Genomic DNA, 22,581 nt, shown 5'->3' on the forward strand with positions numbered 1-22,581 from the left:
CGCTTCGCTTACCGGGCCTACGTATCGGGGCCGCTTTAGGGCAGTAGGCCGGGTAAGGCGAAGCCGCCACCCGGCTCGCAAGGGCGGCTCAGTCGTTCTGCGCCGTCGCCATCTGTTCTGCTTTCTGCTTTTTATACGCCAGCGCTGAAGCCGGCACCGGCTGCACTTTCCCGGTTTCAATCCAGGTGCGCAGGCGGCTGGCGTCCGCAAAGTGGGTATATTTGCCGAAGGCATCCATCACCACCAGCGCCACTGGCTTACCGTTAAACACGGTGCGCATCACCAGGCAGTGCCCTGCCGCATTAGTGAATCCGGTCTTGGTTAACTGAATATTCCAGTTATCGCGATACACCAGATGGTTAGTGTTGCGGAACGGCAGCGTATACGCCGGGCTCGAGAATGTCGCCATCTCCTCACGCGTGGTGCTGAGCTGACCAATCAGCGGGTATTGCTTACTGGCGATCAGCAGCTTGGTTAAATCACGCGCCGTCGAGACGTTATGGATCGACAGACCGGTTGGCTCCACGAAATGGGTATTTTTCATCCCCAGCGCTTTGGCTTTGGCGTTCATCGCGCGAATAAACGCGTCGTAACCACCAGGATAATGATGGGCAAGGCTCGCCGCCGCGCGGTTCTCAGAGGACATCAGCGCCAGCAGCAGCATATTTTTACGGCTGATTTCACTGTTCAGACGCACGCGAGAGTAGATCCCTTTCATCTCTGGCGTGTGGCTGATATCCACCTTCAGCTTTTCGTCCAGCGGCAGTCGTGCATCAAGCACTACCATCGCGGTCATGACTTTGGTTATGGAAGCGATCGGGCGCACCAGATCCGGATGACTGGCGTAGATCACCTTGTTGGTATTCAGGTCAACGATCATCGCGCTGCCGGACGCAATCTGGGGTTGCGCAGCAGCGGTGGCGACTGCGGTCGTTTTGGCGATGGCTGGCGCGGCAGCGGACGCGCCCAGCAGCAGCGCCAGGCTCAGTAATGAAACTCGGAATTTCAGCATGGTGAGACTTCTGATAATTATTCACGCACGTAATGACGTACACCGCCTGCGTCAACGGATAAACGCAGGCTGGCATCGGCATCATAGCGGTCACCGTGCGTTGTCGCCAGCGGAGAATCGTGAACAGATGCTGCATTGCTGGCATTTACGCCAGCAATGCAGTGAGCTTAAAAGAGACGGTATCCATAACCCCACAGAATAACCGTCAGGGCCAGTAGCGCCTCGAGAACCAGTACGCCGATGGCAAGCGTGGAGCTGGAGAAGCTCAGGCCCTCTTCTTTATTGATATTGAGGAAGGTTGGCACCCCTACATACAGCAGATAACCGGTGTAAAAGAGGGCAACCGTACCGATCAGCGCGCACAGCCAGACCAGTGGATAGAGCGCGACAATACCGCTTAAAAACAGCGGGGTCGCGACGTATCCGGCGAAGACCATACAGTGTGCCAGCGACGGGCGCTGCGGATAGTTGCGCGCCATCCAGTGGATGACCCGCCCCATAACCGCCACCCCGGCCAGCATCAGGCCATAAAACAGAATGGCCAGGTACAGTCCGGTAAACCAGGAAAGCTGAACCACGGTGCCGTCACCAAAGTTCCAGCCTATCTGCGTAGTACCAATAAACGCGCAGACCACCGGCACCGCTGCCATCAGCAGGACATGGTGGGTATAGTGATGCGCGACCGTTTCGTTCTCGTTACGGATCACCTGCATTTCACGATCGGGATGGGAGAAAAGTCCCCAGACATGGTTCATAACGCCCCCTTGTTGTCGGCCCGTCAGCGATAGCTTAAGTATAATGCAGGCTTTAGATTATTTTATGTACAGTGGGAAATTTCCGTTGATTGCCGCGCGGTTGATGGATGGGGTATATGCTTAACGCAGGCACAGTAAGGGAGATGACGTTTACGTAATGGATATCAACGGTCTTATTGAACAATATGGATACGCCGCGCTGGTGATCGGCAGCGTCGCGGAAGGCGAAACCATCACGCTGCTGGGCGGGGTGGCCGCACATCAGGGATTGCTGAAATTCTCGCTGGTGGTCGCCGCCGTCGCGTTGGGCGGTATGATTGGCGATCAGCTGCTCTACTTTCTGGGGCTGCGCTTTGGCCCGACCCTTTTGCAACGTTTTACTAAGCATCAAAAGAAAATTCGCCGTGCTCAGCGGCTTATCCAGCGACGTCCCTGGCTGTTTGTGATTGGCACCCGCTTTATGTACGGCTTTCGCATCATTGGGCCAATACTGATTGGCGCGAGCCGCTTACCGCCGAAAATCTTCCTGCCGCTGAACATTCTCGGGGCGATTGCCTGGGCGCTGATTTTCACCACGCTTGGCTACGTGGGTGGCGAAGTAATAGGTCCGTGGCTGCATAATCTCGATCAGCATCTAAAACACTGGGCCTGGTTGATCCTGGTTGTTGCGGTGGTGATTGGGGTACGGCTGTGGATGCGGCACAGAGAGAAGAGGCGGGATCAGGAGTGAGTGCGGCCTGATGCCCTCACCCCGGCCCTCTCCCACAGGGAGAGGGGGTTTTTAGTTCCCTCTCCCTGTGGGAGAGGCTTAGGGTGAGGGGAATGCTTATTCCGCAGGCTTAAACTGCGGATTCGCCAGCATAAAACCGCCGTCGACGATAAACGACTGCCCGGTGGTGTAGCTGGCGTCGCTGTCACACAGCCACGCCACCAGGCTGGCAATTTCTTTGGTATGCCCTGGCCGTGCCAGCGGGATTTCCGGCATTGCGCCTTCTTTCACTTCGCTGTCGTCCATATCATTCATCGGCGTGGCGATTGCTCCGGGCGCAACGGCGTTCACCAGAATCTTATGTTTGACCAGCTCCAGCGCCATCGACTTTGTTAACCCGCCCAGCGCATGTTTGGCCGCCGTATAGGCGCTGGCGTCCGGCAATGGCGTATGTTCATGCACCGAGGTGATATTCACGATCCGCCCCCCTTCCCCCTGCTTCACCATCTGACGCGCCGCGATTTGCGAGCAGAGAAACGCGCCGTCCACGTCAACGGTGAATATGTGCCGCCAGTCGTCAAACGACAGGTCCAGAAATGGCGCTTTATTCATCGCCCCGGCATTGTTAACCAGCACATCCAGCCGCCCGAAACGCGTAATCAGGGTTTCAATGGCCTTTGCGCCTTCCGGCAAATTGCTTAAGTCGAGATGAATGGCCTCGGCACGCTGCCCGCGCGCTTCAATTTCACGGCAGGTTGCCAGCGCCCCTTTCTCATCTGAATGCCAGGTTACTCCGACATCAAACCCGCGTTCGGCCAGCATCAGGGCCGTCGTTTTGCCAATTCCTGAATCCGATGCGGTAACAATTGCGACTCGCGTCATATCCACCTCCTGAAAATCTGCAAAGAGGTAAGTATAGATAATGCGCAACTTTAGCCGTGATGATATCCGCCACCGAGCGCGGAAGTGAGCTGGAGCGTGGCATCCACGCATTGACCTTTCAGCATCAACCCGGCAATACGCTCTTTGAGCGCCGGAATTTTTGCTTCACTCACCCGGGATCCGGCAATGATCCCCGCGCTGAAGCGCGCCTGTGCCAGCGCAACGACGCGCGCCGCATCTTTTTCGATCTGCTGCTGGTGCTGATTTTTGGCGGTCAGCGTTTCCACTTCGCTGGCCGTCCGGGCAACCTGGTTTACGGCATCTACCACGGCCTTGTTGTAGTTCGCCACGGAGAGGTTGTTTTGCGCCTGGGCGATATCCAGGTTCGCATTCAACCGACCGCTGTCAAAAATTGGCAGCGTCAGCCCGGCGGTTACGCCCATTTGCTGCGCAGATGAGCGGAACAGGTCACTCAGGTGCAATGCATCCTGCTGCAAGAATGCCATCAAATTGATGTCAGGGTAGAACGCGGCTCTGGCGGCATCCACTTCGCTCATGGATGCTTCGATATACCAGTGCGCCTCCTGCAAATCCGGGCGCCGAGCCAGCAGTTCATAACCGAGCGTTGATGGCAACGACGCCTCTGCGTCAGGTAAGGCATGCCGGGCGAGCGTGACTGAAGGGGTATGGGTCAACGCATTCAGACGCGCCTCAATGACCTTCATTTTGCCGTGCACGTCAGCGAGCTGTTCATCGGTTTTGCTGGCATTAATATCCGTTTCAACGCCTTCCACCGAGGAGGTAATGCCGTGCTGATAAAGCTCACGATCGGCACCGATGATATTTTCCTGCTCCCGTTTGATTTGCGCGAGTACGTCACCCACCGCGACCTCGGTCTGCCAGTCCCAGTACAGCCGCGCGACGCTGCTGGCGAGCAGCTGGCGGGTCTGCTCCAGCTCCGCTTTTTGCGCATTCACCTGACCGATGCGGGCCTCAATTTGGGCGCGGTTTTTACCCCATAAATCCAAATCCCAACCCGCCGTCAGACCAAAGGTGCCGTTGGTGTACCAGGGGCCGGTTGTTCCCGCCGCCGGATCGGTCAGCGCAAATGGACCCATCAGCCCCTCTGCCGACATTTTTTGCCGTTCAACATCTGCGGAAAAATCCAGCTGTGGACCCTCAGCAGCGACAGCGGCTTTCGCCTGTGCTTCCGCCAGGGTAATACGCTGACGGGCAATTTGCATATCCGGCGCATCCGCCAGCGCTTTGTCGATCAGCGCGTTGAGCTGGGGGTCGTTAAAGTCTTTCCACCATTCGCTTTTTGGCCAGTCGGCATGACGCAGTTGGGTATTTACAGCTGCGGCGGCGGCTTGCGTTTTTACTGGAGACACCGTGGCATGTTCCGGCGCGCAGGCGGCCAGCATAAAAACAAGAGGAGCACTCAGAGATAAAGTAAGAGAACGTTTCATTACGCCATGAACTCAAAAAAATAAAGGCGCAACTTACGCTTACTGACGTTCCGTTTTTTAGTAACGCGTGGCAATCCGCATATTGTTATACATTTTCATATCCGGAAATTTATTCCCCAAGACAATGATTTAATTTCATGTATTCATGCTAATTATGAATTGGCTGCTACACTTACTTCGACAGACATACGCAGGAGAGGCGAATGAAAATATTATTGTGGGTTATTTTGATTATATTTCTGATAGGGCTGCTGGTGGTTACCGGCGTATTCAAGATGATTTTCTGATTCTGTTGCCCGGCTCCGTGCCGGGCAAACTCTTCACACTTCGCTCAGGATTTTGACTGGATCACCCGGGCAATATCCGCAGACGTCTGTAGCGTACGGATCTCCTGAAATAATCCCAGCGCGTCGTCGTACTCTTTACGCAAATAACTCAGCCACTGCTTAATGCGCGCGACGTGATACAAGCCGGTATCGCCCTGCTTTTCCAGCCGCGTGTATTTTTGCAGTAGTTTCACCACATCCGCCCACGGCATCCGCGGCTCATTATATTTCACCACCCGGCTGAGGTTCGGCACGTTCAGCGCACCGCGGCCAATCATCACGGCATTACAGCCGGTCTCTTTGAGGCAGGCCTGCGCGCTCTCGTAATCCCAGATTTCGCCGTTGGCAATCACCGGGATCGTAAGCCGTTTGCGGATCTCGCCAATCGCCTGCCAGTTAATGCGCTCGGCTTTATAACCATCCTCTTTGGTTCGCCCGTGCACCACCAGCTCGGTGGCGCCCGCCTGCTGCACCGCGTCAGCAATTTCAAACTGCTTGTCGTCGCTGTCCCATCCCAGACGCACTTTGACCGTCACCGGCAGGTGCGATGGAACCGCCTCACGCATGGCCTTTGCGCCGCGATAAATCAGCTCCGGATCTTTAAGTAGCGTCGCCCCCCCGCCGCTGCCGTTGACCAGCTTTGACGGACAGCCGCAGTTAAGATCGACGCCGTACGAACCAAGCGCTACCGCGCGGGCGGCGTTTTCAGCCAGCCACTCAGGATACTGGCCGAGCAGCTGGACGCGCACCAGCGTACCGGACGGAGTGCGGCTCTGACGATGCAGTTCCGGGCAGAGACGATAAAATGATTTTTCTGGCAGCAACATATCGACCACGCGCAGAAACTCCGTCACGCAGAGATCGTAATCGTTCACCTCGGTAAGCAGCTCGCGCACGAGAGAGTCGAGCACACCTTCCATCGGGGCCAGTAAAACACGCATTCTGAGTACCTGTGAAAAAAGACGCGCTATAGTAGCTGCTCTCTATGTATGTTGAAAGCCCGGCGTTCCATTGCGGAATATCTGGTATGCCCAAAATTCATGATGTGATCCGTGGCACATTTTCAGGTTTAATTGTATGATGAATACGTCTCAGCAAGGACTTTCACCATGAGCAAATCACTGAATACTATCTGGCAATACCTTCGCGCCTTCGTCCTCATTTATGCCTGCCTGTACGCCGGCATTTTTATCGCTTCGCTGCTGCCGATTACGATACCCGGCAGCATTATCGGCATGCTGATCCTGTTTGTGCTGCTGGCATTACAGGTGCTGCCCGCGAAATGGGTTAATCCGGGGTGCTTCGTTCTCATTCGCTATATGGCCCTGCTTTTTGTGCCTATCGGCGTTGGGGTGATGCAGTATTACGATGTGCTTAAAGCGCAGTTCGGCCCGATTGTGGTCTCCTGCGCCATCAGTACGCTGGTGGTATTCCTGGTCGTCAGCTGGAGTTCACACATTGTGCATGGCGAACGCAAGGTCGTCGGGGAGAAAACAAAAAAATGATGGCGAATATCTGGTGGTCCCTGCCGTTAACCCTGGTGGTGTTCTTTGCTGCGCGTAAGCTTGCGGTGCGTTTCAAAATGCCGTTGCTCAACCCGCTGCTGGTCGCCATGGTGGTGATTATTCCTTTTCTGCTGCTCACCGGCATTCCTTATGAGCGTTACTTCGCCGGGAGCAAGATCCTTAACGATTTGTTGCAGCCTGCCGTGGTGGCGCTGGCGTTTCCTTTATATGAGCAACTGCATCAGATCCGCGCGCGCTGGAAATCCATCATTACCATCTGCTTTGTGGGTAGCCTTGTTGCGATGATCACCGGTACCTCGGTGGCCTTATTGATGGGCGCGTCGCCGCAGATCGCCGCCTCTATCCTGCCTAAATCCGTCACCACGCCGATTGCCATGGCCGTAGGCGGCAGCATCGGGGGCATTCCGGCCATCAGCGCCGTGTGCGTGATTTTTGTCGGTATCCTGGGCGCGGTGTTTGGTCATACGCTGCTGAATATCATGAAAATTCGGACCAAAGCGGCACGCGGTCTGGCAATGGGTACCGCCTCGCACGCGCTGGGCACCGCACGCTGCGCGGAACTGGATTATCAGGAAGGGGCATTCAGCTCGCTGGCGCTGGTGATCTGCGGGATTATCACTTCCCTGGTCGCGCCGTTTATCTTCCCGGTTATTCTGGCAGTATTGGGCTAAAATTTGCGATACGTCGCGCAAATTTCATTTTCATTTCATAAGTTGCACACATAATGAGATTTGGATCACATATAAAGGCCGTGCGGCTCCGTACACTACCGATCCATTAACCTTGATGAGGCAACGTCATGCATCCACGTTTTCAAGCTGCTTTCTCTCAGCTTGCAGAGAATTTGCAATCAGCCCTGGCTCCGGTTCTGGCGGATGCGCATTTCCCCGCCCTGCTGACGGCAGATCAGGTCACGACGCTTAAACAGGCAACGGGGCTGGACGAAGACGCGCTGGCTTTCGCCCTGCTGCCCCTTGCGGCTGCCTGCGCCCGCGCTGACCTCTCCCATTTTAACGTAGGTGCAATTGCGCGCGGCGTGAGCGGGACCTGGTACTTCGGCGGAAATATGGAGTTTCTCGGTGCGACCATGCAGCAAACCGTCCACGCGGAGCAGAGCGCCATCAGTCACGCCTGGCTGCGCGGCGAAAAAGCCCTGCGCGCCATCACCGTCAACTATACCCCTTGCGGCCACTGCCGCCAGTTTATGAATGAGCTGAACAGCGGTCTTGAACTGCGTATCAACCTGCCGGGACGCGCACCGCATACGCTGGGTGATTACCTGCCGGATGCTTTCGGCCCGAAAGATCTTGAGATCAAAACCCTGCTGATGGACGAGCAGGACCACGGTTATGCGCTCTCGGGAGATGAGCTGAGCGAAGCGGCCATTGCCGCCGCCAATAAAAGCCACACGCCATACAGCAAATCTCCAAGCGGCGTCGCCCTTCAGTGCCGCGACGGCCGCATCTTCACCGGCAGCTATGCAGAGAACGCCGCATTTAACCCGACGCTGCCTCCGCTCCAGGGTGCCCTGAACCTGCTTAGCCTGAACGGGTATGACTACCCGGATATTCAGCGTGCAATCCTGGCTGAAAAGGCCGATGCGCCGCTTATCCAGTGGGACGCGACCGCAGCCACGCTGAAAGCGCTGGGCTGTTCAACCATCGACCGCGTGCTGCTGGCATAATCTGTTCGGCGGGCAGAGTTGCCCGCCAGTCTGACGAAAAACCCCTCAGTTGAATCGCTGTTTCTTGCGCTAACCAGGCGGGTACAGTAGCCTGAGGGAAATTTCATCATCGGTACGAGCCATCTGCATGTTAAAGCGCGTGTTTTACAGCCTGTCTGTCCTGGTCGGCATACTGCTGTTGATCGTGCTGGGTCTCGACCGCTGGATGAGCTGGAAAACAGCCCCCTACATTTTTGATGACCTACAGGATCTCCCCTACCGTCAGGTTGGCGTGGTGCTTGGCACCGCCAAGTATTACCGCACCGGTGTCATAAATCAGTATTACCGGTATCGTATTCAGGGCGCGCTGAACGCCTATAACAGCGGCAAGGTGAACTATCTGCTGCTGAGCGGCGATAACGCGCTGCAAAGCTATAACGAGCCGGTGACGATGCGCAAAGATCTGATTGCCGCAGGCGTCGACCCGGCCGATATCGTGCTCGACTACGCCGGATTCCGTACGCTTGATTCCATCGTGCGTACCCGCAAGGTGTTCGACACCAATGATTTCATCATTATTACCCAGCGTTTCCACTGCGAACGGGCGCTGTTTATCGCCCTGCATATGGGCATTCAGGCGCAGTGTTATGCGGTGCCATCGCCAAAGGATATGCTGAGCGTGCGCGTACGTGAGTTTGGCGCCCGTTTTGGCGCGCTGGCTGACCTGTACTTATTCAAACGTGAACCGCGCTTTTTAGGCCCGCTGGTGCCGATCCCAACGATGCACGAAGTGCCGGAGAATGCGCAGGGTTACCCGGCGGTAACGCCAGAGCAGTTGCTGGAAATTCAGAAGAAGTAATCCAGTTCCACAATGCGTGATATAAAACGCATTACTCTCTTTTTAGTCACCTAATGAGTGATATAAGTAGCACTACTTGTTTTTATCACTGACTATGAGTAATATTTTACACATTGTCGCGTTATGGAGGTGAGATGGAGACGTTAACCGTACAGGCATATCTGAACGAAACATGGACGGATATCGCTCTCATCAAATATCCAGGAAGTGAAAAAAATGACTGGAATACCACGCAGTTAGACTATCTCACTGAGTATGCGATTAATTATCTCGACTATGATGATTTTCACGCAGTCTCAGTCAATCACCCTGTATCACTCTTTTTTGATGACCATGGCCAACCGGGCTGGCTGCGATTTATCGACGATATCATTCCCGCCGGAGCAAGTCGCCGTTACTGGATAAATGCGCTCAATATCAGTGAATTACCCGTTGGCCAGCAAAATTTCTTATTGCTGAAATTTGGCACAATGTCCCCTGTCGGGAATTTGCGCATAAAGGAATCCGTCCCAGAATGGAATAAATTCGCCAGCACTAAAACGTTTACGGTTGCGGACGTCATCAATCGTGCGGCCGATTTTCTGGATTATGCCCAGGAGAGAGGCGCGGCGGCGGGTGGTGCAACCGGTGCTGGCGGTGAAGCACCTAAACTTTTGCTGCGCTGTAGTGAAACTGATGCCATCTGGATCGATACCTGGCAAAACGAGCCGGATAATCGGGACCGCTATTATCTGGTTAAATATCCACGCGGTAACAGGACAGAAGTGGATTGTAATATTCTGCGGGCTGAATTCCATTATTACCATGAGCTTAACGCGATGGGTATTTCCACGATCCCAGTGGAAACAATGCGCCTTGAAGAAGGTAGCCATTACCCGTCTCTGTGGTTACCGCGTTTCGACATAGTGAGAAATGAGCAGAACCAACTGGTCAGGCTGGGTATGGAATCAGTGTATTCGCTATTACAAAAGGCACCCGGCACCCTCCTTGATCATGAGACAACGTTGCGCGCGTTAATTAATAAAATCACCTCCAGCCATATGGTTCAGCAGCAGGGCTATCATTTTGATATTCCGGGTTTTGTAACAGAATGGGTGCGTCGCGATCTGCTAAATATTATTTTTGGAAATAGTGACAACCATGGGCGAAATACCGCCTTTGTGAAGGCTGAAAATCAAATTATGCTCTCCCCTGTGTATGACTTTGCTCCGATGAAAGCCGATCCTGAAGGGATACCAAGAACCCTGAAGTGGTCATTATCTTGCGAATCAGGGGGGGATTATAATTTCAACACTATCGCACAAACGCTGGCAGAGTGGATCCCTCCCGCAACGTTACTTGACGCTCTGCATGAAACAGCCGTTCAGCTTATTGATCTCCCGGAAAGACTGGCGGCGCGAGGCGTTCCGGAACAGATAATGGAAATGCCCGCGATTGGATTTCGCTACATCACGGATAAACTTTCCCGTTGGGGTTTATTATGAAAACATCTAATGAAGCTGAATCAGAGCTTTTACAGACATTAGCTCAAGTACGCAGCGTAAACAAAAAGCGACATCATGACGAGGCGGAAGATCCGGACAAGTCATCGGTAGTGAAGAGGCAACGCGTTTCACAAGGCTTAACGCGGATTAGTACTCTCGATCGCCAGGCTGTATTGCATGCAGCCATACGGGACATTTTGCTGGGGAAAATCACACAGGGAGAGGCGCTGAAAAGGCTCAGGGTCGAGGTGTTAGGGCTGAAGCAGGATGAATATGCAAAGCTGGTCAGCGTATCCCGGAAAACATTGTCGGATGTAGAAAATAACAGAGGCAATTATTCCGCTGACGTTATAAATAAAATCTTTAAACCCTTTGGGCTTCAAACCGGACTAGTGCCCGTTTCAAAATCGCTTATCGCTTCACTTTTTTCATAAAAAAACCCGCATCGCTGCGGGTTTTTTCATTCCAGCGCTTACTTCTTACGCGCGTACTTCAAGGAATCCAGCGCAACCGCGAAGATGATGATGGCGCCCTTGATGATGTACTGCCAGTAGGGGTTCACGCCGATGTAGGTCAGGCCGTAGTTGATAACGGTGAAGATGATCACACCGGTCACCACGCCCAGCACGGTACCCACGCCGCCGCTGAAGGAGACGCCGCCAACCACGCAGGCCGCAATCGCATCCAGTTCGTACATAAAGCCGAGGTTGTTGGTTGCAGAGCCGATACGGCCTGCTTCCAGCATCCCGCCGAAGGCGTAGAAGACCCCGGACAGGGCGTAAATCATCAGCAGGTTCAGAGCCACGTTGACCCCGGAGACTTTCGCCGCTTCAGGGTTACCGCCGATAGCAAAGATGTTTTTACCGAAGCGGGTTTTGTTCCACAGGATCCAGACGAACGCCACCGCAATCAGCGCATAGAAGGTGATGTAGGAGAGACGGAAGCTGCCCAGCGCAACAAACCCCTGCGTGAAGGTCGAGAAGCCGCTGTCGAAGCCAGAGATTGGAGACGCGCCGACGAAATCGTAGTACAGGGAGTTGATACCATAAACGATGATCATCGTGCCAAGCGTGGTGATGAATGGCGTCACGTTCAGGTAAGCAATGATGATGCCGTTAATCAGGCCAATTACCGCGCCGATGGCGCACACGATCAGGATCACCACGAAAATCGGCATGGTCGCCATCTCCGGGAATACCTTGTTGGCGTTTTCCATCGACTGCAACAGGGTCGCCGCAATGACCGCCGCCAGACCCACCTGGCGCCCTGCCGAAAGGTCAGTCCCCTGGGTAACGATAAGTCCCGCCACGCCAAGCGCGATAATAATACGTACGGAAGACTGGGTCAGAATGTTACTCAAGTTCAGCAGACTTAAGAACGTAGGGTCCTGGAAAATAATAATCGCCAGCAAGACTAAAAGAACAACGTAAATACCGCCTTCTTTCAGATAAGTGAGAAAACTTTTTTTATTTAACGCACTCATGAGGAGCCCCTGATCTTAAAGGTGCAAAGACGCAAGACGCAAAATTTCGTTTTGCGTTGTCGTTTTGGTTTCAACAATACCGGCAACGAGACCATTGCTCATAACCAGAATACGGTCTGTGATCCCTAACAATTCCGGCATTTCGGAAGAAATAATAATGATCCCTTTATCTTTTTTCGCCAGCTCGGCGATCAGCTGGTAAATCTCAAATTTTGCACCCACGTCGATACCGCGCGTAGGTTCATCCAGCATCAGAATTTCAGGCTGGGTTAATAGCCAGCGACCAATAATGACTTTCTGCTGGTTCCCTCCCGAGAGTGAGCCAATTTGCGTGCGGTGGCCCGGCGTTTTCACGCGCATGGAGTCAATCACCCACTGGGTATCGCTCTTCATGCGGGAATTATCCAGCAGCCCGACTTTGTTTTTGTAATTGCGAATATTAGAAATTAACGAGTTAAAGTTAATATCCAGATAAGCATAAATACCGGTGGAACGACGCTCTTCCGTCACCAGCGCAAAGCCATTATTAATGGCTTCGTTGGCGTTGTGGTTGTTGATCTTCTTACCGTGCAGCGTAATGGTGCCTTCGGCTTTCTCACGGATACCAAACAGGGTTTCCACGATGTCGGTGCGCTTGGCGCCCACCAGCCCTGCGATGCCAAGGATCTCCCCCTTGTGCAGATCGAAAGAGACATCGCGGATAGACGGCTGACGCAGCGAGGTCAGGTTACGCACCTCCAGAATCACTTCGCCTGGCTTGTTTTCTTTATCCGGGAAACGCTGGTTCAGAGAACGGCCAACCATCATGGCGATGATCTTGTCCATATCCAGCCCTTCCAGCGGCTGGGTGGCGATCCACTGGCCGTCGCGCAGGATGGTGATTTCATCGCACAGCTGGAAGATCTCTTCCATTTTATGTGAGATATAGACAATGCCGCAGCCGCGATCTTTCAGCTTACGAATAATGGTAAAAAGGTGGTTAACCTCTTTTTCCGTTAATGACGATGTCGGTTCATCCATGATCACGATTTTCGCATCATAGGAGAACGCTTTGGCAATTTCGATCATCTGCATCTGGGAAACGGATAATGTCCCGACGCGTGCGCGCGGGTCGATATCAATATCCAGCTCATCAAAAATGGCTTTGGTGTCGCGATACATTTTATCCTGATCGACAAAGACACCTTTGGTTGGATAACGACCCAACCACATATTATCCATAACTGAACGTTGCAGAACCAGGTTTAATTCCTGGTGTACCATCGAGATACCGTTCTCCAGCGCTTCTTTCGCTGAATGGAAGTCGATCTCTTTTCCCTGAAAAAGAATGCTGCCAGAATCTTTTTGATAGATCCCAAAGAGGCATTTTAATAATGTTGATTTACCCGCACCGTTTTCACCCATTAACGCATGAATAGAGTGTGGACGAACTTTTAAATTAACATTATCGAGCGCCTTAACACCGGGGAATGACTTGTTGACACCGGTCATTTCCAACAAGTATTCACCGGACGACTGAGTAGTTGTGCTGACCATAATTATACCTTGTTGGCCTCGCATATCGCGTTATAAAAGGGCGCAACGAATTGCGCCCAGTGAAGACAATGCAGATAACTTATTTACCGATAAACTCAGCCAGGTTGGACTGGTCTACGCCCACGTAAGGAACGCGAACGATTTTGTTGTCAATTTTCCAGTTAGTCCCGTCAGCGGCGCCTTTACCGTCGGCCAGGTTTTTCGCCAGATCGAAGGTGGCTTTCGCCTGGTTGTTGGCATCGTTCAGCACGGTACCGGCCATAGCGCCAGATTTCACCAGCGCCAGCGCTTCTGGCAGGGCATCCACACCGAACACAGGAATGGCGGACTTGTTGTGGGCTTTCAGGGCTTCAACGGCACCCATTGCCATCGCATCGTTGTTGGCGATGACCACTTCAATTTTGTTGGCGTTCGGACCAGAGAGCCACGCGTCCATCTTATCTTTCGCCTGAGCGGTGTCCCACATTGCGGTGTCTAACGCCAGCTGCTGGGTTTTCAGGCTCTTGTCGTTCAGCTCTTTAATAACGTAGGTGGTACGTGCTTCAGCATCCGGATGGCCCGGTTCGCCTTTCAGCAGAACGAACTGAATCTGACCATCTTTGTTCAGATCCCAGTTCGGGTTCGCCGCCCAGTGTTTCGCAATCAGATCGCCCTGGATAATCCCGGACTCTTTGGAGTCGGTACCCACGTAATACGCTTTGTCGTAGCTGTCCAGCGCCTTACGGGAAGGTTCTTTGTTGAAGAAGACAATTGGCACGTTCTGGCCGCGCGCTTTCTCGATCACCGTGCCTGCCGCCGCCGGGTCAACCAGGTTAATAGCCAGCGCTTTCACGCCTTTTGCCAGAAGAACGTCAATCTGATCGTTCTGTTTGGACTGGTCATTCTGGGAGTCATTCATCAGCAGTTGCACGTCTGGCGCTGATTTAGCATCTTTTTCAATTGCTTTACGCACAACGGACATGAAGTTGTCGTCGTATTTATAGATAGTCACGCCAATACGGGTATCCGCTGCGTGCGCTGCTGCGCCAAAAAGCATGCTTGCCATGACAGCAGACAGAGTCAACACCTTCTTATTCATGGTATCTCCGGTTTTTTTTTATGCAGGGTAGTTCTTGTGAAAAACGGTCGGCGGGCAGAAGTTAATAAAACGTTACTGATCGCCGAAGTTCACTTATAAAATGTCCAGCTTCCGTGTTCGGTAACGCTCCAGAAATGCGTTTTATTCGTTGTTTGAGGCATGCTGGTAACGGTAAAAGTGAATAATCACCGTTACATTGTGTTTCAGCCCCTAAAACGCTGACATCATAGACAGCGGCTTGTTAAGATACTGTGAATTTACTCACAGATTGAAAACGGTTACATCACGTGATGTTATCAGTTAGTGATCGGAGCCACAGTTTGTCGGATAGCGACCGAATGGCGGCGTACTAAAGTCGGCATAAAACAATGCGTTGCGTCAGGATCTAACAGCCCTGCCGCCCCCTGTAACGCCAGCTCTGTCGCCAGTTTCGCCATCGACGCAATGGGGTAACGCACCGTTGTCAGCTGCGGATCGGTGTAACGGGCAATCGGGATATCGTCAAAGCCGATCAGCGATAAATGCTGTGGCACCGCAATGCCGTTGTCTTTCAGCGCGGTAAGCGCACCTGCCGCCATGCTGTCGTTATAGGCAAACACGGCCGTCAGCTGAAGATTACGCCCCAGCAGTTCCACCATTGCCGCTTCACCGCCCTGCATGTCCGGCGAACCGGTACCTACCCAGCTTTCCAGCGGCGCAATGCCCTGCTCTTTCAGGGCGTTTTGCCAGCCCTCGCGGCGCATCATGTCGTCTTCAATACCGTGGCTGGAGGCCAGATAACCAATGCGCTGATGGCCGTTGCTGATGAGCATCCGCGTCGCCATCATCGCGCCGCTGATGTTATCCAGACCGACGCAGCGGTGCGCGTAGCCGGGGACGATACGATTGATCAGCACCATGCCGGGGATTTGCTCCATAAACCCGGCCAGCTCTTCATCGCTCAGGGCTTTAGAGTGCACAATCAGGGCGTTACAGCGCTGGCGGATCAGTACCTCAATGGCATAACGCTCTTTTTCAGCCTCGTGATAGCTGTTGCCAATCAGCACATATTTCTGGTGCTGCTGGGCAACGACGTCCACCGCTTTGACCAGCGCGCCGAAGAAGGCGTCCGACACGTCCATCACCACTACGCCAATGGTATCGCTGACCTGCGTCGCCAGCGCCTGGGCATTAGCGTTTGGCCGGTACCCCAGCTGGGTCACGGCTTTCATTACGGTTTCACGCGTTTCAGGGCTGACCAGCGCACTGTTGTTCAGCACGCGGGAGACAGTAGCAACAGAAACACCCGCCTGGCGGGCGACGTCACGAATGGTGATCATATTCACCACCCTTTAAAGGATTGCAGCAACTCACAGACACCCCCTGTGTTTAGCAAGGTGGCTATTCTGGCAGCGAGAGAGAGGAGACTACGTGAAGAAGCTCACACAGATGAAAACGCTTACATCCGTTTTGTTAATGATTGTGATCCAGATCGTTATCTGGATGTATTACGCAATGACACGCCCGAAGCACGGGCGGTTAACCGTCGCCATGCCCATTCCAGCGGGCCCTGGCGGAAAAAACGCAGCCAGACAACCGAAAACACCACGTTAACAATCCAGACCGGAATAACAAACGCCAGCAGCGTCAGGCGGTCGAATTTCATAAACAGGCCGAATCGGTAGAAAAGCGTGGTGCATATCAGCGTTTGCAGGATGTAATTGCTTAACGCCATCCGCCCAACGCAGGCCACCGCACTGACGATCCACAGGCGGGAAAGCTGGGGCCAGAAGCCGTAGATCAGCGCCGCATAGCCAATAGTCTGGAACGGCGCGCTCAGTTCGCGCGGCACCTGCAACAGGAACGCACACCAGCGGTAATCCCACTGAAGATGCCACTGCATCATCACCGCCGGGAGGTTGATGATCACGCCGAGCAGCACCAGCCCTGCTCCCGTACGACGATAGTGTCGCAGGCTAAATTCCCCTTTCAGCCAGCCGGTGCGCATCAGGGCTGCGCCCATCAGCATCATCCCCGCCAGTTGCCAGCCGTATTGCGCGCCCAGCGCCAGCAGGTTATCGCCGAGCATATCGGCCCGGTTGCCTATCGCTTCCATGCCGCCTTTCAGCTTCCAGAACTGCTCATATTGCAGGTTGGCCGCATCCGGGATCCATGAACGACTGGTGGAAGCATCGGCAATCATGCCAAGCAGCAATAACACGGCCAGTCCCATGACATAGAGCATCACGCCGGTATTAAACAGGCTTTTCACACCGGGCGCGTCGCGGATCAGCCGCCAGCAAATCAGCCCCACCAGACCATACGCGAGCAGAATATCGCCGTCCCAGAACAGCAGCCCGTGAATAAAACCGAGGATAACCAGCAGGGTTAAACGCGACTGGATCCAGCGCGTACCGCGTTTGAGGAGAAGCTGAAGTCCCGCGCCAAACAGAAGCGCAAAGAGGGTCAGGAATTTAACCTGTGCAAAGAGATCGAGGATTGCCCACGTCCAGGCGTCGCTGCGCGTGATGTCGCCATACCACGCAGGATTCAGATAGGCGGCCTTCGGCAGACCGAAGGCGCTGATATTCAGCAGCAGGATACCGAGAATGGCGACGCCGCGAACAAAATCGAGCGTGACGTTTCGCTCCATGGTCCCTGCCCTGTCTGATTAGTTGTGGTGACGCACGGCGCGCAGGAACTCCTGGCGGGTGTTCTGGCTCGATTTGAACAGGCCGCCCAGCGAAGTGGTGGTGGTTGCGCTGGTTGCATCACGCACGCCGCGCGCCTTCACGCAGTAGTGCACCGCGTCGATAGACACCGCCACGTTGTTAGTACCCAACAGAGTTTGCAGTGCGGTCAGGATCTGCTGCGTCAGACGCTCCTGCACCTGCGGACGCTGGGCAAAAAACTGCACGATGCGGTTGATCTTGGACAGGCCAATGACCGTATCTTTTGGAATATAGGCCACCGTCGCTTTACCATCGATGGTCACAAAGTGATGCTCGCAGGTGCTGGTCAGCGTGATATCGCGTACCGTCACCATCTCATCGACCTTCATCTTATTTTCAATGACGGTGATTTTCGGGAAGTTCGCGTAATCCAGGCCGGAGAAAATTTCGTCGACGTACATCTTCGCGATGCGGTGCGGCGTCTCCATCAGGCTGTCGTCGCTCAGATCGAGATTCAGCAGTTGCATGATCTCCGTCATATGGCCGGCGATCAGACTCTTGCGGGTATCATTGTCCAGCTCCTGCACGGGCGGGCGCAGTGGCGTTTCAAGACCGCGCGCAACCAGCGCTTCATGGACAAGGGCTGCTTCTTTACTGAGTGATGACATTCTTTTCTCCTGCAGGTGTGGCGTCTTTTGCCCTCGTTGTGGCAAAAGTGTGCGCTCATTGTGCGTGAGGCGACGCACATAATCCAGTATTCACGACGATAATTATTGCAATTGCTGTTGCCTTTCAGCCTGACGGTTCCAGACTAACGCTCCGCCAACGAACAGCGCGATCCCCGCCAGCCCCAGCGCAGGTTCCAGCCGATGCGTGAGCCAGGTCGACAGTGCCGACGTGACCGGACCCACCAGCTGACCAATGGCATACCCGGTGGTGAGCAGTCCCGCCATATAACGCGTGTGGTCTGGCGCCAGCTCGCGACCGAACAAAAGAGAGAGCTGCACGGCGCAGAGGAACCCGCCGCCCACCAGCAGCCCACCCGTCAGCAAGCCGCCTATGCCCGGCAGCAGCCAGGCCGCCAGCACGCCAATCCCCTGTAACCACAGAACAATCGCCAGCCTGCGGTTAGCGCTTGATGTATGCCGCAGGGCAATGCTGAGCGCAATTCCCACCACCGAGGCGGCGCCAAATATCGGCCAGACAAACTGGGCAAACAGGCTGCCGGGAAAACGCACCGCCGCCATTTGCGATAAAAAGGTCGCCGGGAGGATATAGCCGAACCCTGCCAGGCTGTAGCTCCAGACCAGACGCTTGAGATCTGCGGTCAGCAGCAGCGGTTCAGGCGCGGTACCGGGCCGATGGAGCTGCCCGGACCGCGGCAGGTAGCGCGCCACCAGGGCAATCAGCACTAGCGCCAGCACGCCATAGATTTGCCATGCCGCCCCGGCCGAGAGGGATTTCGCCTGAATATAGACGGCGAGCAACCCGCTCAGGGCAATCCCCGCGCCCGGACCGGCAAACACGGCCGCGCTGAGGCCCGGTTTGCCCAGCTGCCCCAGCCGCTCGTTGGTCCAGGCGGCAATCAGCACCATCGACCAGCCGCTCATGCAGCCGATCACAAAGCGCAGCAGACCGTGAACGACGGCATTATCTGCCGCCGCGGAGAGCAGCGTCAGCGCCACCGCACCGGTGATGCCAAGCCAGAGACGCGTTTCAACGAAGCGATGGGCGCGCATGGCATCCCATGCCCCCACCAGATAGCCCAGATAGTTCATTGCCGCCACCAGCCCCGCGCTGGTAAGCGTGAGTTGCCCGGCGGCTATCATCAGCGGCACCTGAGGCGTGAAGGCGAAGCGCCCTATCCCCATCGCCACGACCAGAACCACAAATCCGCTGAGCGCGATACGCAGCGCCATGATCGCTCCAATTGTTAAAGAAAAGTAAATTTATGATGCAACATCTCGCCGTCCTGCGAAAGTGAAAGTTGCTCACAGGTCAATGAAAACTCTGTATTATGCGTTTTATGAATCGTCTTACCTTTAAGGAGCCCTGCATGGAACTGCTCGAAGAGCATCGTTGTTTTGAAGGTCGACAGCAGCGCTGGCGGCACGACTCCACCACGCTGAATTGTGCTATGACGTTCAGCATTTTCCTGCCCCCTGCGGACAATCCACCGGTGCTGTACTGGCTTTCAGGCCTGACCTGCAACGACGAAAACTTCACCACCAAAGCGGGTGCCCAGCGTATTGCCACCGAACTGGGCATTGCGCTGGTGATGCCAGATACCAGCCCGCGTGGCGATGACGTGGCCGACGATGCCGGATACGATTTGGGTAAAGGCGCCGGGTTCTATCTCAACGCCACGGAACAACCGTGGGCGAGCCATTACCGCATGTATGACTACATTCGCGATGAACTGCCTGCCCTGGTGCACTCTCAGTTCGCGGTCAGCGAGCGCTGCGCGATAAGCGGACATTCGATGGGTGGCCACGGGGCGCTGATAATGGCGCTGAAAAATCCGGGGAAATACACCAGCGTGTCCGCATTTGCGCCGATTGTGAACCCAACGCAGGTGCCGTGGGGGCAAAAAGCCTTTACGCACTATCTGGGTGAAGATGCAGAAAAATGGCAGGAATGGGACAGCTGCGCGTTGATGCTGGCGAGCGACTCGGCGAATGCGATTCCGATGCTTATCGATCAGGGCGATGCGGATCAGTTCCTCGCCGGACAGCTACAGCCTGCGGTGCTGGCGGAAGCCGCGCGCCAGAAGGACTGGCCGCTAACGCTGCGCATTCAGCCGGGATACGACCACAGCTATTACTTCATGGCGTCCTTTATTGAGGATCATCTCCGCTTCCATGCGGAGCATCTGTTCAGGTAAGTTCCGCCTTTTGCCCGGTAGCGCCTCCTGCCTACCGGGTCTTTCCCCTCCCCCTCATTTACATAATTCTATCCGCTTGAATCCAGGCTGGTTTCCTTACATCTTCGTCAAACACAAATGATTTCAATTATCATTTGTGTTTACAATTCTACATTCTTTTGTACAATTCCAGGCTCTTCTCCATCTCAAAGAGTTCTTACAAGACAAAAACATACAGTTCTCAGGGTTATCCCGATGGAGTTTTATTCATTTTTATACGGAATGTACAAATGACAATACCGCGCATTAAGCTCCTGGCCGTCGCCATTGGCGCTGCCACATGTTCCCCCTTCGTTCACGCAGCCGATCAGGACACCGTTGTCGTCACCGCGACGGGTTTTGAACAAAAAATCCAGAATGCCCCCGCCTCCATCTCTGTGATTTCAAAACAGCAGATTGAAGATAAAGCCTACCGTGATGTTACCGATGCCCTGAGAGACGTCCCGGGCGTTGTCGTCACTGGCGGCGGGAGCAGCAGTGATATTAGTATTCGCGGCATGGCCTCTCAGTACACCCTGTTCCTGGTGAACGGCAAACGCGTCAGTACGCGAAGCACCCGCCCCAACAGCGACAACTCGGGTATTGAACAAGGCTGGCTGCCGCCGCTGGAGTCCATTGAGCGCATCGAGGTCATCCGCGGCCCGATGTCCTCGCTTTACGGCTCCGATGCTATGGGTGGCGTAATTAACGTCATTACCAAAAAAGTCTCGAACACTAAAGCCTGGACCGGTTCGTTGCATGGCGATGCGACCTTCCAGGAAAACAATGATTCCGGCGATATCTTCCAGACCAACGCCTACGCTTCTGGTCCCCTGATCGACGGACTGCTGGGCGCAAAAGTGACGGGGCTGTTGTCACGCCGCGCAGAAGATAAAATCGTGAACGGCTATAACGAGCAGAAAATGCGTAACGGTGGCATTACGCTGAACTTCACGCCGGACGAGAAGAACGATTTCGACCTCGACTTTGCTCGCGAGCTTCAGGACAGAAACAGCACCCCGGGGATGTCGAAAGCGGCTGAAACCTGCCGGGGAACAACCTGTACGCCAAATACCAAAAGCGACTCGCGCTATGAGCACACGACCTACTCCTTAACGCACAGCGGGTATTACGACGACTTCAATACCACCAGCTATATCCAGCAGGAAGAGACCAATAATCCAGGTCGCAAAATGCGCTCCTATAACACCACCTTCAACAACCAGAACCAGATTTTCCTCGGCGATCATACGTTGACCCTCGGCGGGCAGTATCGTTATGAGAAACTGCGCGACAAGGGTAATCAGCTGGAAGCTGCTGACGGACTGAACAAACTGACGCGCTGGAGCTGGGCCCTGTTTGCCGAAGATGAATGGGCAATGACGGAAAGCTTTACGTTGACCGGCGGTCTGCGTATGGACAAAGACCAAAACTACGGTACTAACTGGACGCCGCGCGGTTACGGCGTATGGCACCTGGCCGATCAGTGGACGTTAAAAGGCGGGGTTTCGGCTGGCTATCGTGCGCCGGATCTGCGTCAGTCGTCTGCCAGCTGGGGCCAGGTAACGGGTGGCGGCCGTCTTGACGGTATCATCGTTGGCAACCCGGATCTGAAACCAGAGAAGAGCCTGAGCGAAGAGCTCGCCCTGCTCTGGGATAACAACGATAACCTGAATGCCGGCGTGACGCTGTTTAATACCGACTTCAAGGACAAAATTACGGAAGTTCGCCGCTGTAACAGCAGCGCCGATCCCGCCTGTACGATTGGCGATCACAGCTATGATTTCGTCAGCGATCGCGTCAACGTGGACAAAGCCAACATGCGCGGTGTGGAGTCCTCCTTCGGGTGGAAGATCACACGTGATGTGAACTGGACTGCAAACTACACCTATACGGAGTCCGAGCAGAAGAGCGGCCAGTTCTCCGGCAAGCCACTGAACAAAATGCCGAAACACATGTTCAACACCACCCTGGACTGGCAGGCGACGCCCGACATCGGATTCTGGAGCCGTCTGAACCTGCGCGGTAAAACGTCTGAGTACCTGAGCCGCACGTCAATGTCCCAGGGTACGCCGTCCTACACTCAGGTTGATGTCGGTATGCGCTACAACGCCAACAAAAACCTGCTGGTTACTGCCGGTGTGTATAACGTGCTCGATAAGCAGATTGATTACGATACGTATGACACCGTGCTGGATGGCCGTCGCTATACCGTCGGCATGACCTACAGCTTCTGATCTGCCCAT

General features: G+C 54.5%; 21 protein-coding genes. 9 read left to right on the forward strand and 12 right to left on the reverse strand.

The window, feature by feature from the left end; genetic code table 11:
• Positions 1-88 precede the first annotated feature (88 nt).
• A complete protein-coding gene (gene pbpG / locus RS584_RS14405; protein ID WP_045331159.1) occupies positions 89-1,012 on the reverse strand; it encodes a D-alanyl-D-alanine endopeptidase in 924 nt (307 codons plus the stop codon).
• Between the two features lie 167 nt (positions 1,013-1,179).
• Positions 1,180-1,767 (reverse strand): Yip1 family protein, encoded by a 588-nt coding sequence (locus tag RS584_RS14410; protein ID WP_003859296.1) that lies wholly within the window; start codon positions 1,765-1,767, stop codon positions 1,180-1,182.
• Positions 1,768-1,924: 157 nt separating this feature from the next.
• On the opposite strand from RS584_RS14410, the gene RS584_RS14415 reads away from it, so the two are divergent.
• Positions 1,925-2,497, forward strand: a complete 573-nt coding sequence (locus RS584_RS14415; protein ID WP_045331157.1) for a DedA family protein — start codon at positions 1,925-1,927, stop codon at positions 2,495-2,497.
• A 96-nt stretch (positions 2,498-2,593) separates the two neighbouring features.
• On the opposite strand, the gene RS584_RS14420 is transcribed toward RS584_RS14415, so the two are convergent.
• The 3 genes from RS584_RS14420 to dusC all read right to left on the reverse strand — a co-directional run bounded on the left by RS584_RS14420 (position 2,594) and on the right by dusC (position 6,094).
• On the reverse strand, positions 2,594-3,358 hold the full coding sequence (locus tag RS584_RS14420) for an SDR family oxidoreductase (protein ID WP_023295053.1): 765 nt from the start codon (positions 3,356-3,358) through the stop codon (positions 2,594-2,596).
• Positions 3,359-3,408: 50 nt separating this feature from the next.
• Positions 3,409-4,827, reverse strand: a complete 1,419-nt coding sequence (gene mdtQ / locus RS584_RS14425; protein WP_315748093.1) for a multidrug resistance outer membrane protein MdtQ — start codon at positions 4,825-4,827, stop codon at positions 3,409-3,411.
• A 331-nt stretch (positions 4,828-5,158) separates the two neighbouring features.
• Positions 5,159-6,094 (reverse strand): tRNA dihydrouridine(16) synthase DusC, encoded by a 936-nt coding sequence (gene dusC / locus RS584_RS14430; protein ID WP_015572323.1) that lies wholly within the window; start codon positions 6,092-6,094, stop codon positions 5,159-5,161.
• 168 nt (positions 6,095-6,262) lie between these two features.
• Here dusC and RS584_RS14435 point away from each other — a divergent pair, with 168 nt between their 5' ends.
• The 6 genes from RS584_RS14435 to RS584_RS14460 all read left to right on the forward strand — a co-directional run bounded on the left by RS584_RS14435 (position 6,263) and on the right by RS584_RS14460 (position 11,119).
• On the forward strand, positions 6,263-6,658 hold the full coding sequence (locus RS584_RS14435; RefSeq protein ID WP_003859308.1) for a CidA/LrgA family protein: 396 nt from the start codon (positions 6,263-6,265) through the stop codon (positions 6,656-6,658).
• Positions 6,655-7,350, forward strand: a complete 696-nt coding sequence (locus RS584_RS14440; protein WP_180262830.1) for a CidB/LrgB family autolysis modulator — start codon at positions 6,655-6,657, stop codon at positions 7,348-7,350. Before RS584_RS14435 ends, RS584_RS14440 begins: the two co-directional genes overlap by 4 nt.
• A gap of 128 nt (positions 7,351-7,478) precedes the next feature.
• Positions 7,479-8,363 carry a cytidine deaminase gene (gene cdd / locus RS584_RS14445; RefSeq protein ID WP_032103253.1) on the forward strand — a complete coding sequence of 295 codons (885 nt, stop codon included), beginning with the start codon at positions 7,479-7,481 and terminating at the stop codon, positions 8,361-8,363.
• 127 nt (positions 8,364-8,490) lie between these two features.
• A complete protein-coding gene (gene sanA / locus RS584_RS14450) occupies positions 8,491-9,201 on the forward strand; it encodes an outer membrane permeability protein SanA (RefSeq protein WP_017383381.1) in 711 nt (236 codons plus the stop codon).
• Positions 9,202-9,335: 134 nt separating this feature from the next.
• The gene (locus RS584_RS14455; protein ID WP_180262828.1) at positions 9,336-10,685 is read left to right on the forward strand and encodes a type II toxin-antitoxin system HipA family toxin; all 1,350 of its coding nucleotides are present in this window, start codon (positions 9,336-9,338) and stop codon (positions 10,683-10,685) included.
• Positions 10,682-11,119: a helix-turn-helix transcriptional regulator gene (locus tag RS584_RS14460; RefSeq protein WP_180262827.1), complete on the forward strand. Its 438-nt coding sequence runs from the start codon at positions 10,682-10,684 to the stop codon at positions 11,117-11,119. Before RS584_RS14455 ends, RS584_RS14460 begins: the two co-directional genes overlap by 4 nt.
• 38 nt (positions 11,120-11,157) lie before the next feature.
• Here RS584_RS14460 and mglC read toward each other — a convergent pair whose 3' ends face one another.
• From mglC to RS584_RS14495, 7 genes are all read right to left on the reverse strand, one after another.
• Positions 11,158-12,168: a galactose/methyl galactoside ABC transporter permease MglC gene (gene mglC, locus RS584_RS14465; RefSeq protein ID WP_003859318.1), complete on the reverse strand. Its 1,011-nt coding sequence runs from the start codon at positions 12,166-12,168 to the stop codon at positions 11,158-11,160.
• A gap of 15 nt (positions 12,169-12,183) precedes the next feature.
• Entirely contained in the window at positions 12,184-13,704 is a 1,521-nt protein-coding gene (gene mglA, locus RS584_RS14470; protein ID WP_003859320.1) for a galactose/methyl galactoside ABC transporter ATP-binding protein MglA, read from the reverse strand.
• Positions 13,705-13,783: 79 nt separating this feature from the next.
• On the reverse strand, positions 13,784-14,782 hold the full coding sequence (gene mglB / locus RS584_RS14475) for a galactose/glucose ABC transporter substrate-binding protein MglB (RefSeq protein WP_315748094.1): 999 nt from the start codon (positions 14,780-14,782) through the stop codon (positions 13,784-13,786).
• Between the two features lie 296 nt (positions 14,783-15,078).
• Positions 15,079-16,101 carry an HTH-type transcriptional regulator GalS gene (gene galS / locus RS584_RS14480; RefSeq protein ID WP_003859324.1) on the reverse strand — a complete coding sequence of 341 codons (1,023 nt, stop codon included), beginning with the start codon at positions 16,099-16,101 and terminating at the stop codon, positions 15,079-15,081.
• A 155-nt stretch (positions 16,102-16,256) separates the two neighbouring features.
• Positions 16,257-17,414 carry a DUF418 domain-containing protein YeiB gene (gene yeiB, locus RS584_RS14485; RefSeq protein ID WP_015572318.1) on the reverse strand — a complete coding sequence of 386 codons (1,158 nt, stop codon included), beginning with the start codon at positions 17,412-17,414 and terminating at the stop codon, positions 16,257-16,259.
• Between the two features lie 18 nt (positions 17,415-17,432).
• On the reverse strand, positions 17,433-18,101 hold the full coding sequence (folE, locus tag RS584_RS14490; protein ID WP_015572317.1) for a GTP cyclohydrolase I FolE: 669 nt from the start codon (positions 18,099-18,101) through the stop codon (positions 17,433-17,435).
• Between the two features lie 102 nt (positions 18,102-18,203).
• Positions 18,204-19,352: a YbfB/YjiJ family MFS transporter gene (locus tag RS584_RS14495; protein WP_315748095.1), complete on the reverse strand. Its 1,149-nt coding sequence runs from the start codon at positions 19,350-19,352 to the stop codon at positions 18,204-18,206.
• Positions 19,353-19,489: 137 nt separating this feature from the next.
• On the opposite strand from RS584_RS14495, the gene fghA reads away from it, so the two are divergent.
• A complete protein-coding gene (fghA, locus tag RS584_RS14500; RefSeq protein WP_315748096.1) occupies positions 19,490-20,317 on the forward strand; it encodes an S-formylglutathione hydrolase in 828 nt (275 codons plus the stop codon).
• Between the two features lie 269 nt (positions 20,318-20,586).
• A complete protein-coding gene (locus RS584_RS14505; protein ID WP_315748097.1) occupies positions 20,587-22,572 on the forward strand; it encodes a ligand-gated channel protein in 1,986 nt (661 codons plus the stop codon).
• Positions 22,573-22,581 lie beyond the last annotated feature (9 nt).

The sequence above is a fragment of the Enterobacter sp. DTU_2021_1002640_1_SI_PRY_ASU_LCPMC_013 genome, from assembly GCF_032389435.1.
Classification (GTDB): domain Bacteria; phylum Pseudomonadota; class Gammaproteobacteria; order Enterobacterales; family Enterobacteriaceae; genus Enterobacter; species Enterobacter hormaechei_C.